The sequence below is a fragment of the Microcoleus sp. B9-D4 genome (assembly GCF_036705105.1).
Taxonomy (GTDB): Bacteria; Cyanobacteriota; Cyanobacteriia; order Cyanobacteriales; family Microcoleaceae; genus Microcoleus.
Genome location: NZ_JAUBTS010000024.1, coordinates 1 through 14,221 on the forward strand (window position 1 = coordinate 1; position 14,221 = coordinate 14,221).

At 45.9% G+C, this 14,221-nt stretch carries 16 protein-coding genes; 8 read left to right on the top strand and 8 right to left on the bottom strand.

The features are described from left to right. Both QUB24_RS16240 and QUB24_RS16245 read right to left on the bottom strand, forming a co-directional pair. Positions 1-2,249 (bottom strand): DUF4114 domain-containing protein (locus QUB24_RS16240; protein WP_333154196.1); only part of this gene is annotated, 2,249 nt, incomplete at its 3' end. 102 nt (positions 2,250-2,351) lie between these two features. Continuing rightward, the gene (locus QUB24_RS16245) at positions 2,352-2,537 is read right to left on the bottom strand and encodes a hypothetical protein (RefSeq protein ID WP_333154197.1); all 186 of its coding nucleotides are present in this window, start codon (positions 2,535-2,537) and stop codon (positions 2,352-2,354) included. A gap of 111 nt (positions 2,538-2,648) precedes the next feature. Between QUB24_RS16245 and bchI the strand changes: the two genes are divergently transcribed. Together bchI and ruvC are read left to right on the top strand one after the other, a co-directional pair. Further along, positions 2,649-3,764 carry a magnesium chelatase ATPase subunit I gene (bchI, locus tag QUB24_RS16250; protein WP_333154199.1) on the top strand — a complete coding sequence of 372 codons (1,116 nt, stop codon included), beginning with the start codon at positions 2,649-2,651 and terminating at the stop codon, positions 3,762-3,764. Positions 3,765-3,858: 94 nt separating this feature from the next. Continuing rightward, positions 3,859-4,392, top strand: a complete 534-nt coding sequence (gene ruvC / locus QUB24_RS16255; protein WP_333154278.1) for a crossover junction endodeoxyribonuclease RuvC — start codon at positions 3,859-3,861, stop codon at positions 4,390-4,392. A gap of 7 nt (positions 4,393-4,399) precedes the next feature. On the opposite strand, the gene QUB24_RS16260 is transcribed toward ruvC, so the two are convergent. After that, positions 4,400-4,969 (bottom strand): Uma2 family endonuclease, encoded by a 570-nt coding sequence (locus QUB24_RS16260; RefSeq protein WP_333154200.1) that lies wholly within the window; start codon positions 4,967-4,969, stop codon positions 4,400-4,402. A 261-nt stretch (positions 4,970-5,230) separates the two neighbouring features. Here QUB24_RS16260 and QUB24_RS16265 point away from each other — a divergent pair, with 261 nt between their 5' ends. Continuing rightward, complete coding sequence (locus QUB24_RS16265; protein WP_015179219.1) at positions 5,231-5,605, top strand: hypothetical protein; 375 nt, start codon at positions 5,231-5,233, stop codon at positions 5,603-5,605. Positions 5,606-5,732: 127 nt separating this feature from the next. On the opposite strand, the gene QUB24_RS16270 is transcribed toward QUB24_RS16265, so the two are convergent. Further along, positions 5,733-6,002: a hypothetical protein gene (locus tag QUB24_RS16270; RefSeq protein ID WP_333154201.1), complete on the bottom strand. Its 270-nt coding sequence runs from the start codon at positions 6,000-6,002 to the stop codon at positions 5,733-5,735. 220 nt (positions 6,003-6,222) lie between these two features. Between QUB24_RS16270 and QUB24_RS16275 the strand changes: the two genes are divergently transcribed. The 3 genes from QUB24_RS16275 to QUB24_RS16285 all read left to right on the top strand — a co-directional run bounded on the left by QUB24_RS16275 (position 6,223) and on the right by QUB24_RS16285 (position 8,573). Then, positions 6,223-7,446: a hypothetical protein gene (locus tag QUB24_RS16275; RefSeq protein ID WP_333154202.1), complete on the top strand. Its 1,224-nt coding sequence runs from the start codon at positions 6,223-6,225 to the stop codon at positions 7,444-7,446. A 9-nt stretch (positions 7,447-7,455) separates the two neighbouring features. Next, entirely contained in the window at positions 7,456-7,689 is a 234-nt protein-coding gene (locus tag QUB24_RS16280; protein WP_333154204.1) for a hypothetical protein, read from the top strand. A 245-nt stretch (positions 7,690-7,934) separates the two neighbouring features. Further along, positions 7,935-8,573: a restriction endonuclease subunit R gene (locus tag QUB24_RS16285; protein ID WP_333154205.1), complete on the top strand. Its 639-nt coding sequence runs from the start codon at positions 7,935-7,937 to the stop codon at positions 8,571-8,573. 80 nt (positions 8,574-8,653) lie between these two features. On the opposite strand, the gene QUB24_RS16290 is transcribed toward QUB24_RS16285, so the two are convergent. The 4 genes from QUB24_RS16290 to QUB24_RS16305 all read right to left on the bottom strand — a co-directional run bounded on the left by QUB24_RS16290 (position 8,654) and on the right by QUB24_RS16305 (position 11,707). Then, on the bottom strand, positions 8,654-8,989 hold the full coding sequence (locus tag QUB24_RS16290) for a ribulose bisphosphate carboxylase small subunit (protein ID WP_190745620.1): 336 nt from the start codon (positions 8,987-8,989) through the stop codon (positions 8,654-8,656). 45 nt (positions 8,990-9,034) lie between these two features. Beyond that, the gene (gene rcbX, locus QUB24_RS16295; protein WP_333054738.1) at positions 9,035-9,445 is read right to left on the bottom strand and encodes a RuBisCO chaperone RbcX; all 411 of its coding nucleotides are present in this window, start codon (positions 9,443-9,445) and stop codon (positions 9,035-9,037) included. Positions 9,446-9,581: 136 nt separating this feature from the next. Further along, entirely contained in the window at positions 9,582-11,012 is a 1,431-nt protein-coding gene (locus QUB24_RS16300) for a form I ribulose bisphosphate carboxylase large subunit (RefSeq protein ID WP_333045238.1), read from the bottom strand. 455 nt (positions 11,013-11,467) lie between these two features. Continuing rightward, the gene (locus QUB24_RS16305) at positions 11,468-11,707 is read right to left on the bottom strand and encodes a hypothetical protein (protein ID WP_333154207.1); all 240 of its coding nucleotides are present in this window, start codon (positions 11,705-11,707) and stop codon (positions 11,468-11,470) included. A gap of 198 nt (positions 11,708-11,905) precedes the next feature. On the opposite strand from QUB24_RS16305, the gene QUB24_RS16310 reads away from it, so the two are divergent. Then, on the top strand, positions 11,906-13,663 hold the full coding sequence (locus QUB24_RS16310) for a serine/threonine-protein kinase (RefSeq protein ID WP_333154208.1): 1,758 nt from the start codon (positions 11,906-11,908) through the stop codon (positions 13,661-13,663). Positions 13,664-13,682: 19 nt separating this feature from the next. Then, positions 13,683-14,162, top strand: a complete 480-nt coding sequence (locus tag QUB24_RS16315) for a hypothetical protein (protein WP_333154209.1) — start codon at positions 13,683-13,685, stop codon at positions 14,160-14,162. Positions 14,163-14,221 lie beyond the last annotated feature (59 nt).

Here is a 14,221-nt window from a genome sequence, read left to right on the forward strand (position 1 = left end):
TCGGTAGTTTCAACTTGAGTCGAATCACCAGAATTATTCGCAATATCTTTGACTTCTTCCTCAGTCGTCACTGCTGGATTAGTAGGCTTTGTATCTACTTTGTCGGTAGTTTCAACTTGAGTCGAATCACCAGAATTATTCGCAATATCTTTGACTTCTTCCTCAGTCGTCACCGATGGAGTAGTAGGCTTTGTATCTACCTGATCCGTTGTTTCAACCTGAGTCGAATCAGTAGTATCTTCGTCGGTAGTAGCGGTAGGCGCTGGAGTGGTGGGAGTCTCTTGATCTGAAGTTGATGGATTCAGAATTTCCTTTTCTAAATCATCCAGTAAATCTGATAATTCAGCATCTACATTTGGTTTTGCTTCCGGGGTAATGTAAGGTTTCGCATAAGCAATAAGTGCCTTGCCCAAATCAGTTTTTCGCCACTCTTTATCCTGGTTAATCACAGTATCAAGCAAAGCAGCTTTTGCTGTCGCACCCCGCACTTGGAAAATGATATCGTTGTAATCCCTATCACTCCCCGAATCTAACCGCATATCCTCCATGACAAAGGTATTGCCTTCTCCCGTGACATCGGCAATTTGACCAAAGTGAAATCCCTCCACAGGATTCGCCATTGCCATAGAAAATAAAGGACGTTGAGCGCCGCCAACAGTCGGATTATCATACACAGACTTTACACTACCGTTGGGTACTAACATCACCCCATATTTACCCCCAGCAGTTACGGCAAAACTCTTGACTCCTAGGTAGACTCCTTCGTTGGCATTACTCTCTCCTAAGAAACCGGAAAACCGTGCACCTTCTGTAGCATCATTAATCACTACATGACCTTTCACCGAGTTACTTAAAGAACGCGCAGCTACTTCTTTAATGAATGCTTCCGAACCGGGTTCAAATTTGTCTAAATCGTCTAAGCTGAAAATAGCTAACTCACCTTGGAACCTCCCACCATCAAATGTGTAGTCTATACTGATGCGACCTGTTTGATCCGTAGTAAATACCCCCGATGTAAAGGGAGAAATTAACTTTTTATCTGTAGTCGCTTCTGGTTCTTTTTGGGTTTCAGTTGTTGCTACGGTAGTAGTTGAATTCTCTTTCTCTGTTTCTTCCCCGTTGCTAGTGTCAGTATTTGTTTCGTCTTCTGGCTTGCTGGCATCTGGGGAAATAGTAACTACCGTCTCGCCTGTTTTTGATTCTTGAGTGGCAACTGTTTCGCCTGCAACTGCATCTGTTTTGGCGGCGGCTGTGCTATTTGGATTGTTGGTGGCAGCAGTTTCGCTGGGTTCTTCGGCGATTGAAATTGCCGAATCGGTTGGTGGTTTGTCTGGTGCGATTTCCCCCGCTGATGTAGTCTCTTCATTTGGCAGTTCTTCGCTAGCTGATTCAGTCGTGGCTACAGGTTTTTCCGCTTCAAATGTGAGAGTTGTTTCGGAGTCGGTAGTGACTGGTTTGTCGGTAGTTATTGAGGTTATTTCTGTGGCTGCTTCAGTCGCTGCGACAGGTGGTTCCGGTTCAGATGTGAGAGTTGTTTCGGAGTCGGTAGTGACTGGTTTGTCGGTAGTTATTGAGGTTATTTCTGTGGCTGCTTCAGTCGCTGCGACAGGTGGTTCCGGTTCAGATGTGAGAGTTGTTTCGGAGTCGGTAGTGACTGGTCTGTCGGTAGTTGTTGATGTTGTTTCTGCCGCAGATTCAGTCGTTGCTACAGATTTTTCCGGTTCAGATGTGAGAGTTGTTTCGGAGTCGGTAGTGACTGGTTTGTCGGTAGTTGTTGATGTTGTTTCTGCGGTGACAGTCTTGTCTTCAACAGGAGTTCCTGTAATTACATCTATGTTTGCAGTGGGTTTTTCCGAAGTTTCGGCGCTGTTTGAGGGAAGTGGAGAATCTGATTGTGCACCGGTGAGGGTGTCTGCGTCGGATGATTTTTGAGTGCTAGTTGGTGCTAAATTCAGCGTGTATTTGATGTCGCCACTGATTTGCAAAACTTTGACTGAATAGTCTCCGGCTAGTAAGCTGTCAACACTAATTGTTTCTGCACTGGTTCCCGCGTTGGTGGAACTGTAAAGTGGTGCGCCACTAGAGTTTAACAAAAATATGTCGGCATTCCCGCTCAAACCGTCGATCGTGAATTTGAAACTTCCCGGACTGTTGATGTTAAATTTGTAAAGGTCAAAAATATTTGTAGTGTCAACACTACCTGTGTAGGTTTTGCCGTCAGTCAATGCCCCGATGTTAAGTTCAGTCATACTACCCCTGAAAAATAGTTGGTTGAAAACGCTCTTAATTATCTATCTGGGGGAAGTTGAGGTTTTTATGCGAAGCGCGGTGAATCGTTACATAAGTTTACATTAGGGTTGCCGATCGCCCAAAATTTGCAATCTACCCGCATTTAATTTACTGGTGATTTTGCTTAAAACTCCTGTGGGGAGTATGGGTTGGGCATCCTGCCCGCCCCAAAGGTGCAATTTAAATACAGAAAAGCTTAGTTGCACTTCACTGCGGAAAGACCAAAGTGCGTGAAAGTCAACAGTCACACGCCACCAGTCAAAGATTTCTCGCCCTCACGCATCCTACAAGTGCGATCGCCCCAGACAATCCCTTATCCCCTACAATAAACAAGCAATTATTATATTTTGAGTTATCCTGTGAGTCCTACTGCCGAAGTCAGCAATACCCTAAATGCGGGCGCTCTACCAACCGTTACCGCTACCGCAGCCCGCCGCGCTGTTTTTCCCTTCACTGCAATTGTTGGCCAGGAGGAGATGAAACTGGCGCTGCTGTTGAATGTCATCGATCCCAAAATTGGCGGGGTGATGATTATGGGCGATCGAGGTACTGGTAAATCTACCACAATCCGCGCCCTCACTGATTTGCTGCCGGAAATTGAGGTGGTGGCTGACGATCCTTTTAACAGTCATCCCACTGATCCTGATTTGATGAGCGATGAGGTGCGCGATCGCACTTTATCTCAAACTGACATTAAAATCGCCCGCAAAAAAGTCCAAATGGTAGATTTGCCTTTGGGCGCTACCGAAGACCGAGTTTGCGGTACGATCGACATCGAGAAAGCTTTGTCGGAAGGTGTTAAAGCTTTTGAACCGGGGCTTTTAGCTAAAGCTAACCGCGGCATTCTGTACGTGGATGAAGTCAATTTGCTCGACGATCATTTAGTCGATGTGTTGCTCGACTCCGCCGCCAGCGGTTGGAATACTGTTGAAAGAGAAGGCATTTCGATCCGCCACCCGGCTAAGTTTATTTTAATCGGTTCCGGGAATCCAGAAGAAGGAGAATTGCGGCCGCAGTTGCTCGACAGATTCGGGATGCACGCAGAAATTCGGACTGTAAAAGACCCGAATTTAAGAGTGGAAATTGTCGAACAGCGATCGAGTTTTGACCAAAATCCGCCGGAGTTTCTCGCGAAATACCAGCGCGAACAAGATGAAATGCAGCAGAGGTTGGTGGAAGCCCAAGAAAGATTGAAATCGGTAACTATCGATCGAGAGTTGCGGGTAAAAATCTCCCAAGTTTGCGCGGAATTGGACGTAGATGGGCTGCGGGGCGATTTGGTGACGAATCGGGCTGCGAAAGCTTTCACGGCTTTGGAATGCCGCACAGAGGTGACTGTGGACGATATTCGCCGGGTGATGACTCTGTGTTTGCGGCACCGGTTGCGGAAAGACCCGCTAGAATCAATAGATTCGGGGTATAAAGTGACTAAAGTGTTTGATCGGGTATTCGGCCTAGAAACAACTGAGGGGTAATTGGTAATTGGTAATTGGAAATGGGTAATTGGTGGTGATGAAACCTTCCCAAATTTTCATACCTAATTCCCATTCCCAATTACTAATTCTGGCAATGGAAAAACGAATTTTAGGATTAGATCCGGGCTTAGCAAATCTTGGCTACGGGGCAATTTCCTGTCAAATTGTCCCCGGCCAACAAGATAAAAACAGCGTTTCCATGATTGATTGCGGCGTCATACAAACAACGCCAAAACAGGAAATGGGACAGCGCTTGAAAACAATTTACGACGATTTGCACGAAGTAATTGAACAGATTAAACCTGATATAGCAATTGCCGAAAAACTGTTCTTTTACAAGATGGGAAATACCATACTTGTAGCGCAAGCGCGGGGCGTTTTGACCCTAGTATTGGCGCAGTGTGGAGTGCCGCTGTTCGAGTTTACGCCGGCTCAAATTAAGCAAGCTTTGACCGGCCGCGGTAATGCAGATAAATCCGAAGTGCAAGAGGCCGTGGCGCGGGAGTTGGAGTTGGGTTATATTCCGAAACCCGATGATGCGGCGGATGCTTTGGCGGTGGCTTTGACTGGTTGGTACGATGATGATATTTGTCCGAAGAAAATACAGTTGGAAACAGGAAAAATTTGATGCAATATCAAATCATCGGCAAATTAAGCACAAATCCGGGCAAGACATCTTCTCCCGATAAAATTACAGGAAATTGTACAATCTCTACTTCGCGAGAAGGGCGATAAATTTCTACTTGTTCGTCTTGAGGATTAATTAGCCAACCCAAACGCAAGCCGCTGTTTAGATACTCCTGCATTTTCTCCTGAAGCGGCAGCAGCGGGTCTGTGCGCGAGCGCAATTCTATGACAAAATCAGGACAGATTGGCGGAAATTTCTCTTGTTGTTCTTCTGTTAAAGCAGACCATCTTTCTAAGCTAACCCAAGCCGCGTCTGGAGATCGATCGCCATTATTAGGCAAGCGAAAAATTGTGGAAGAACTAAACACTCTCCCTAGCTGCGTTTGACGGTTCCATAAGCCCAAATCTGTAATTAAATCGGCTTCTCGATTGCCGCTGACTCCGCCTACGGGTGACATAATGATAATTTCTCCTTTAGCAGTCCGTTCAAATTGCCAATCTCGATTCATCTGGCATAAACGGTAAAACTGTTCGTCTGTTAGTTCGACAGTATCTAAGTTTAAAGTAACGGTCGTCATTTTTCTTAACTCCCTAAAAATATGAGTCCTGCAAACTTATTTTAGCGCCGCATTTGGTCAATTTTAACATCACTCCTCATAGCCCGGACTTAAGCTTTAATACGAGAGTTTAAGTCCCAGCCCGACTATTGCGAAGTGCAAAATATTAGTGGAAAATGTAATTAAGTTCGATCGCCCAATTCCACCCTCGCTCAAAAAATGCTATAATAGCAACTTTAATTGCTAAACTTATCCCGCAAGCAGAAAACACAGGAAAATAATATGGTGATTATTACCTCACAACAAATTGCCCAATTCCGCTCGCAATTAGCAGAATATCCCGAAGCCCTAAAAGCCCTAGACGCCATCGAAGATTGCGAAGGTAACATCGAAGATGCAGCGATATCTCTAGCAATTCAAGCCGGACAAGAACCGAATATCTCGGAAAATTGGTTAGACGGATTGGCCAAAAGATGCCGCGTTGCTATCTGCAAATCAGAGGTTAAAGAAGAGTTGACAAACGGACAATTGAATGCAGCATTTAGAGATTTAGTTGCCGCAAAAATTTGCCCTGATATTTTGGTGACTTCGGTGATTATTTATGTATTTAAAACTGGGGTGAATGATTTTTGTGAACCTCTCGAATATAAACTGTAAAGCCATCGAGGCATTTAAAAATTAGGTGAGGCGAAGCTATCCCGAAGGGTAGGGAATCGCCCTCTTTTCTCAAAACATGATACAACGAGGCGATCCTCTTCGAGGGCTTCGCTAACGCACTTTTTCTCTACCCCTTTGCACTACTGTACCCAGTCGGCACAAAATCCGGCGACAAACCCAAAGATTTCCCCAGCAAACGAGCAAGTTGCACTAAAAAATTAGCAGTATCTTCGTCACCTTCGCGGGCCATTGAAGCCGATATCTGGATTAGCATTTGCACAAATCCCGCATCAATTAAATCGGAACAGGAACTCAAAACTTCTGGTTCTTGGCCGTTGGGACAGGTAAGCACTCGCTCGATTAAGTTCAAATAAGCCTCTTGGCGTTCTGGATTCATTTTGGGAGGATCTGTACAGTAAATAATTTATTATTACGTTTAACTCACTCCTGTCAATCAGGCGATCGAATAAGCGATCCCCGTCTTTCCTCTAGAAACTCCATTCAGTCAGGAATAGACAGAAGCTTAAAGAAAATCTTAAGTTTCTCCATGCTAGTTTAGTCGAGGTAAGGTGCGCTGAACATCACCCTACTATTCAAGGGAATTAGGAATATAAAAAATGAAAATAGGAATATTTTTAGGAAATCTAGGAAATCCCGCCATCTACTATCCCAAATTCGCCAAAATCACCGGCGGGGTCACAGCCAGTATTTTTCTGTGCCAATTATTGCAATGGCAATCACAACATTCCTACTTCGGCGAATGGGTGAAAACTAACAGCACTGAAATAGAAAAAGCCACCGGTTTAAATCAGGAAGAACAGGAATTAGCGAGACAGCAACTCAAAGTGCGATCGCTCCTCAAAGAAAAACTACAAAATCCCAACACCGACACCCTAGAACTCTGGGCGGACATTGACGCTTTTGAGGAAAAACTCAATAACTTTTGGACATCGAATCCTGCGGTAATTATACCACAGACAAGCCGCGAAAGCAACAATCGCCCTGTAGAAATATTCCCCGAAACATCACCCCCAAATCATGTAGTTAAAAGCGACAAATATTTCGGGCAACCCCGCCAACAAATAGCCGTTGCTGTCACGCCTCATTACCGATTTAGCGGCCCTTGGAACTCCCAAGAAGAATTGCACAACTTTCAGCGAGCTTTAGAAGCATATGCTCAAGAGCGTAATTTAGGATTTGGCAATCCTTCTGGATGGGCATTTAAAATTATTGACAGCATGACAAAAGGCTTAACCTCGACTTTTTGGGAGGAATTTATCGCCGGAATCCCTTTAGGAGAAAGTCAGAAAGTCAAGCGGGATTGGGAAATCGAGCCGGAAGTGCCTTATCCTGCCTTTGAAGAGGAGCGAATTCAGTATTACGTGCACAAAGGCGAACCGCTGGAAGCAGCAGTATCTAAAGCCCGTGCTGACTTGAGAAACCCGGTTTTGGGCAAAGATTTGTGGGAGGGATTTTTGCGAAAGTGCGATCGCCTTGCCGATGATGCACTCAAAGCAAAACAGCAAGGCGTTGACACACCATATCTGCCGTCTTCCTTCAACGAAAAACCGCAAATCACCAAGGATAGTGTAATGCGGAAGTTAGGGGCGATCGCGCCTCAATCGGCATTAAATCAATCCACATCTGAAACAATTGCTGAACCGCCAAAAAACGAACTAAAAGAGCTGCCAACTCCCGCCGAAATTCCCAGTGTTTCCTCTTTGCAAAAAGCTTATCAAACTCCTCTCGGTCGAAGTATAGTTGAAAAACAAATCGCTGCAAATCCAGACTGGGGCTACGAAATAGTTGACGGTGAAATAGTCGAATCAATCCCTTTTTAGGAGGCGGATATGAAACGAATTAGCGATATTAATCCGCTGGGAGAAGAGCGACCAAATCCTTCTGAGGAAGAGAGAGAACAACTGCGGCGGTCAAGATTGCAGCGAGAAAGAGATGAAGGATATCAAAAGTTAGTTGAACTCTGCTATTTAGGCGAATGCGATATGGCCGAGCAGTTGGCAAATCGCAACTATAATTGGGGTTATGAAATAGTTGATGGAATTGTGATGGAAAGGATAAATTAGGTTCGCAGTTATCCCATTTGTCACTTTCATGGGCGGGCAAGATGCCCGCCCCACAAAAAATTTAATATGTCGTGGAACAGGCATCTTGCCTGTTCCTAAGAATATGGGCCGGCTCTCCGGCATACCCCACAAGAAACTTGATATGTTGTGGAACAGGCATCTTGCCTGTTCCTAAGAATGGTGCAAGTGGACTACCGCAATGTCTATGTTATAATTATAACTAAAAATTAAATAACTATTAAAATATGACGACAATTATTAATGCCAAAAACCTAACTTTATCCGAAGTCCACCGTCTGTTCGGCTTTCAAAAACAGTACACTAACTCATTTACCTCTCTGTTATCCCTTGAAGATATCACAGAACACGAACAGCAGGAAATTATACAAATTAGGGATGATTTCGATGACTACATTTCAACTGATAGAGTTTCTGAAGGACTGGTAAAAGCTCTGACTACCTTTCCCTTAATGCGATTGGCTGGCTTCTACCGCCGCCCGATTAAAATTAGTTTAGAACAAGACATCGCCGAAATTAGCATTGAAGATGAAGATAATATCATTAAAGGACGGTTTGATATCTTGGCTGTCAACAGGATAAAACCTATCAGAAGCGATACATATTTTTGGGTTTTGGTGATTGAAAGTAAAAATTCTGGAATCAACGCATTGATGGGTTTATCCCAATTGCTAACCTATGCTTATCAAAATTTAAAGTATCAAGACACAATCTGGGGCTTGACAACAAACGGAATGCACTATCAGTTCGTCAATATTCAGGGGGGCAATAACCCAACCTATCAGCTAATGCCTTTGCTAAACCTGATGGAGTCCGACTCTTCAATTTTGTTGCTGCAAGTGTTAAAAGCTATTTGTAAGCTATAAAAAAAGAGGCAGAGAAAATTCTCCGCCTCCAATCTGCAATGACTGTTAACCTAAAAGTTAGATTAGCCAGCCAATACTTTTTAGTAGCCTCTGGTGTTAGGCTTGTGGACGATGAAGCTGAGCACTTGGCACTGCTTCACGTTGTCAAAACCCATGACGCGGATGTAGCAGCTAGGATTTTCTTGACGGCAAGCTTGAACTTCAGCCATGATTTCTTGGACGCTGCGAGCACCAAACAAAGGCAACTTCCACAAAGTCCAGTAGCGCATTTCAGCGGCAGAGGTTTCGTTGAATTCTACGCCGGGAATGTAGCCTTGATCCAGGATGTACTGGAGTTGCTTGGCAATTTGGGCGTCTGTCAGCGGGGGCAAATAGGACAGAGTTTCGTAACGACGCTCTTTAGGTAAAGTCTTCATTTTTTGTATCTCTAAGGTGTGTGTTCGATCGCACTTGTCGATCGATTAACTCGACAAATTATCCAGATTCGGTTCAGAATCTATTGATGTTTCAGGATTACTGCTAGAAACAGACCAATTAAGTTGCGTAGTTCGCTCTAAATGCTGGCGTCTGTGTTCCATATTCGCCTGTTGAATGCCAGTACAAACCATTTCTGGCAAAAATTCCGTCACATCGTGAGCCAGATACTCTCGCACAGTCATGATCCGAAAGCCTAAATCTTGATTTTCCAAAAGCAACTCTTGAATATAAGCTTCTCCATCTTGGATTTTGCCCTTAGTGGAAAAGTCATTCAACCAGATTGCCAGAGGAGGATTGGTTTCGCTCAACTGAGCGACCACCATCCGCACGGATTGATAGGTTAGGTAACTTGCCAGCACCTTAGCGGTGTCTTTCGCAACTTGTTTGAGATCCATTTTGACCCCAGCTCCCTCAAATTTTAGATTTTGGATTTTAGATTTTGGATGCAAACTTACTTGTAAATCTTCTTCAAAGATAAAGACTTCCCAGCAAGTTTGCGACCTAAAACCTAAAATCTCAAACCAAAAATCCTTAAAGGGTATCCATTGCCTCGAACTCAAACTTGATTTCTTTCCAGAGTTCGCAAGCAACAGCCAGTTCAGGAGACCATTTGCAAGCTTCGCGAATTACGTCGCCGCCTTCGCGCATCAAGTTGCGACCTTCGTTACGAGCTTGGACGCAAGCTTCCAAAGCAACGCGGTTAGCAGTTGCACCAGGTGCGTTACCCCAAGGGTGACCCAAGGTGCCGCCGCCGAACTGTAAGCAGGAGTCGTCGCCGAAGATTTCCACCAAAGCCGGCATGTGCCAGATGTGGATACCACCAGAAGCAACCGGCATGACACCGGGCATGGAGGCCCAATCTTGGGTGAAGTAAATACCGCGGCTGCGGTCTTCTTCGATGTGGTCTTCGCGCATCAAGTCTACGAAGCCCATCGTGATGCCTTTTTCGCCTTCGAGTTTGCCCACAACTGTACCGGAGTGCAGGTGGTCGCCGCCGGACATCCGCAAGCACTTGGCAAGCACGCGGAAGTGGATACCGTGGTTTTTCTGACGGTCAATCACGGCGTGCATAGCGCGGTGAATGTGCAGCAAGATACCATTGCGGCGGCACCATTTAGCCAAGGTGGTGTTTGCAGTGAAACCACCGGTCAGGTAGTCGTGCATGATGATGGGGGTTTTGATTTCCTTAGCGAACTCAGCCCGCTCCATCATTTCTTCGCAGGTGGGGGCGGTTACGTTGAGGTAGTGACCCTTGACTTCGCCGGTTTCTGCTTGGGCTTTTTCAATAGCTTCTTGAACGAACAAGAAACGATCGCGCCAGCGCATGAACGGTTGCGAGTTGATGTTTTCGTCGTCTTTGGTGAAGTCCAAACCGCCGCGCAGAACTTCGTAAACGGCACGGCCGTAGTTCTTAGCAGACAGACCCAATTTAGGCTTAATTGTACAACCCAGCAAAGGACGGCCGTACTTGTTCAATTTGTCCCGCTCAACGGTAATACCGTGAGGAGGGCCTTGGAAGGTTTTCAGGTAAGCGATGGGAATCCGCAAGTCTTCCAAACGCAGAGCGCGCAGAGCTTTGAAACCGAACACGTTACCGACCAAAGAGGTCAGCAAGTTGGTGACGGAACCTTCTTCAAACAAATCCAAAGGATAAGCAATGAAGCAGATGTATTGGTTGTCTTCACCGGGAACTGGTTCGATGTCGTAGCAGCGACCTTTGTAGCGGTCGAGGTCGGTCAGGAGGTCTGTCCAAACTGTCGTCCAAGTACCAGTCGAAGATTCAGCAGCCACAGCAGCGCCTGCTTCTTCTGGGGGAACTCCCGGCTGCGGTGTGACGCGGAAGGCAGCCAAAATATCTGTATCTTTCGGCGTGTAGTCCGGCGTGTAATACGTTAGTTTATAGTCTTGAACTCCGGCTTTATACCCAGCCTTTGATTGAGTTTGGGTTTGCGCGTAAGCCATATCTCGCTTCCTAGTATTCGCTTAATTTTTTTGCCCGATCGCAGGCTGTTAAAAATATATCAACAAAGTGTCACTCTCAAATTTTAATATTCTTTTAATCATCATAAGTATTATTTATTTTGCTTTACATTAGGCAAATATTTGTAACATATCTTATGAAATACCAGCGACGAAGGATGCAGGAGGAAAGGCTGGGGATCGAAGAGATTTTGGATTTTAGATTTTGGATTTTAGATTGAGGAAACAGGAAAGATTAGTCATAAATACTTAATTTTATGGTGGAGATCGATTAAATTTGAGATTGTAAATTTTAGGTTGGGGGGAGGAAAAGTTAGTTATAAATACTTAATTTTAGGGTAGGAGATCGAGCTCAACTGCAATCGAGTATGCAATTCTTTAATTGAAAATCCCGTGGGGGGCCAAGAAACCGGGTTGATGGGAAAAATTTGGGTGTATTAACGAGAAATATAGCAAGAAACCGGGTTTCTGAGGTTGTAAAGCCCGATCGCGCCAACTCTGGCACAATCAAAAATCCAAAATCCAAAATCCAAAATCCAAAATCCCGTGGGTGGGCGAGAAACCGGGTTTCTACGAAAAATTGGTGCTAAACGAGAAATATACCAAGAAACCCGGTTTCTGAGGTTGCTGCTGCGATCGCGCCAACTCTCCCAAAATCCACAATCTAAAATCCACAATCTAAAATCGAAAATCTAAAATCCCGTGACTTCCAGACCGCCAACTCAAAAATCGACAGCATAGCACATAATATGGACAGGACTTGTACTCTCAAACCAAATCCGTCTTACAGCCATTTAACCTCGCTGAAAACCGGGTTTCTGCGTTAGCTGCGCGTAAGTCTAGTATGGATATTTAGCCCCATTTTTACTCTGGTTGTGCCTCACCCCCCTTCAAAAGCCGTTCACTGCATCAATCCAGATTGCCCAAGGCCCTACCCTCAGACTTGGGGCAACAATTTTTGTCATAGTTGCGGGGCTCCCCTGCGGCTAAAAAATCGCTACGTGCCTCTACAAAGCCTCGGTTCCGGGGGTTTTGCAGCGATTTTCACAGTTTGGGACACAGAAACTGAAACCGAGCGCGTCCTGAAAGTGTTGCTCGAAACTTCCGCCAAAGCGCTGAAACTGTTCGAGCAAGAAGCTTGGGTTTTGGCACTTTTGCGGCACCCTGGCGTCCCTAGAGTCGAGCCTGACGGTTATTTTCACGTTCAAACCCAAAATTTTGCAGGCGGGGAGGGAAATCCTGCGGCGAAGCGGCTGCCTTGTTTGGTAATGGAAAAGATTCACGGCAAAACTTTAGAAGAGGTTCTCGACGAGCACCCTCAAGGATGTCCGCAGGAATGGGTGTTTAGTTGGCTGAGTCAAGCTGTGGAAATTTTAGAGGAGTTGCACAGGTGTCAGATTATTCACCGCGACATTAAACCCTCAAATTTGATGCTGCGAGACCCGGAATCGCCCCAAGTTTTGCTAAGCAAGGGTTTGGGTGGACTGCAATTGGTGACGATCGACTTTGGGGGAGTTAAACAAATGGGCGGTGTCGAATCCGTGGGGAAAGATTCTCGGAGTTCGACGCGGTTGATTTCGCCTGGGTACAGTCCCCCGGAACAAATTGTGGGAGGCGGTGTGGTGCCGGCGACGGATTTTTATGCGCTGGGGCGGACTTGCATTCATTTGCTGACGGGGAAGTATCCGGCGGAAATTGAAGATCCGATGACGGGTGAGTTGCGGTGGCGCCACATTGTATCTGTGAGTCCGGCTTTTGCGAATTTGTTGGACGATATGGTGCGATCGAATGTGCAGCAGCGTCCGGCGACTGCTGGCGATGTTCGGGCGCGTTTGCAGGAGATTTATTCTAGGAGTAAGGGCAAAATCGCGCTCGCCCCAATGGGTCAAGCTATTGTAGAATTCTGTCGGCAAGTCGTGGTGGCGGGGGCGCAAAAAACGGCAAATTTGACGGTTGTGCTGTTCGGCGCGATCGCCCAAATCGTGGTAGCTTCTCTGGATACCGGCTGGGAAATGGTGCTGGGTGCCGTTGGTGGATGTGCGGGGGCGATCGGCGGTTTGGTTTTGGGTTATGCTTCGCCTATTGGCCCGGAAATTGCCAGTTTTCTAAATGAAGGTTTGCAGCAATTAATTCCTAACATGACTTTCGCTGTCGGGCCGGAAGTGTTGCTGTTTGGATTTGCGGGGTTCGGAACTGCGATCGGTTTGACGGATGCGGGGAGTTTTCGCCAGCAAAAACAGTATTGGCTGTCTGGATTGATGGGAGCTCAGGGTTATTTGTTGGCGGGTTTGTGCTGGATGGAAGCCACAGCTTCTAGTGGTGTGCAGGGGGTTATTTTGGGAGCTTTTGCGATCGCCTCTATGACTGTGGGAATGGGTTTGCGGAGTCATCAATTAGTTCACGCTTTGGTAGTGGCTGTTTTCTCTACGGGAATGTTTCTGTTGCTGAATGCGTGGAACATTTTTCCGGGGAGTTTCTTTGGGATTTTGTCACTGTCTAACGTTACCTTCGGCTGGCTGCAAGTTTGGGGCTCAATTGTGTTTTTTGGTTTGTTGGGAAGTGCGATCGGGCTTTGTTTGGGAGTTAGTCATTATTTAATTGTGCCTTTGTTAAGGTGGTTGGGTTGGAAGTAGGAATTAATACCAAATTACTATGCTAATCGAGTCGTTATCAATTAAGTCTGTCTCAAGATTTTCAATGGTTGGTGCTGTGGCGATCGCCCTTGTGCTCAGCAGCCCCAATCTCGCCAAAGCCGAATCGCGAGAACAAGCTGTCGATCGATTGACCGATTTCTTATTCTACAGGGTTAATCCTCAGTTAAACAATCGCAAACTCCAAGCGGGCGATCGCGAATATAGCAATCAATGGCGGAGATTGCGCGAAGCGATCGATCCACGAGTTAAGTCGGTACAAGAAGTCTGTTTTAGGCCAGCCCCAGAAGAGACAGGATGGGAATTCACGACAATTAACGGCGAAACCTACGAGCAAACCTACGATTTACTTGCAGATACAATTTTTTACAGTCGCCATCCTCAACGAACCGGACAGCCCATTCCCAAAAGCGATCGGATCGGCATTAGTGAATGGTCAGCAATTCGACGCGAAATGTATATTTCCAATTGTGGACTGTGAGACTCGATCGCCTTACAGCGCAGCATTTATCGAAGATAACTCCTAGAGTAGAGGTCATC

Coding starts and splice junctions, on each gene's coding strand:
- QUB24_RS16315 (WP_333154209.1), top strand. CDS start 13,683: ATGCTAATCGAGTCGTTATCAATTAAGTCTGTCTCAAGATTTTCAATG.
- QUB24_RS16275 (WP_333154202.1), top strand. CDS start 6,223: ATGAAAATAGGAATATTTTTAGGAAATCTAGGAAATCCCGCCATCTAC.
- QUB24_RS16290 (WP_190745620.1), bottom strand. CDS start 8,989: ATGAAGACTTTACCTAAAGAGCGTCGTTACGAAACTCTGTCCTATTTG.
- QUB24_RS16270 (WP_333154201.1), bottom strand. CDS start 6,002: ATGAATCCAGAACGCCAAGAGGCTTATTTGAACTTAATCGAGCGAGTG.
- QUB24_RS16260 (WP_333154200.1), bottom strand. CDS start 4,969: ATGACGACCGTTACTTTAAACTTAGATACTGTCGAACTAACAGACGAA.
- QUB24_RS16280 (WP_333154204.1), top strand. CDS start 7,456: ATGAAACGAATTAGCGATATTAATCCGCTGGGAGAAGAGCGACCAAAT.
- QUB24_RS16300 (WP_333045238.1), bottom strand. CDS start 11,012: ATGGCTTACGCGCAAACCCAAACTCAATCAAAGGCTGGGTATAAAGCC.
- QUB24_RS16265 (WP_015179219.1), top strand. CDS start 5,231: ATGGTGATTATTACCTCACAACAAATTGCCCAATTCCGCTCGCAATTA.
- QUB24_RS16285 (WP_333154205.1), top strand. CDS start 7,935: ATGACGACAATTATTAATGCCAAAAACCTAACTTTATCCGAAGTCCAC.
- ruvC (WP_333154278.1), top strand. CDS start 3,859: ATGGAAAAACGAATTTTAGGATTAGATCCGGGCTTAGCAAATCTTGGC.
- rcbX (WP_333054738.1), bottom strand. CDS start 9,445: ATGGATCTCAAACAAGTTGCGAAAGACACCGCTAAGGTGCTGGCAAGT.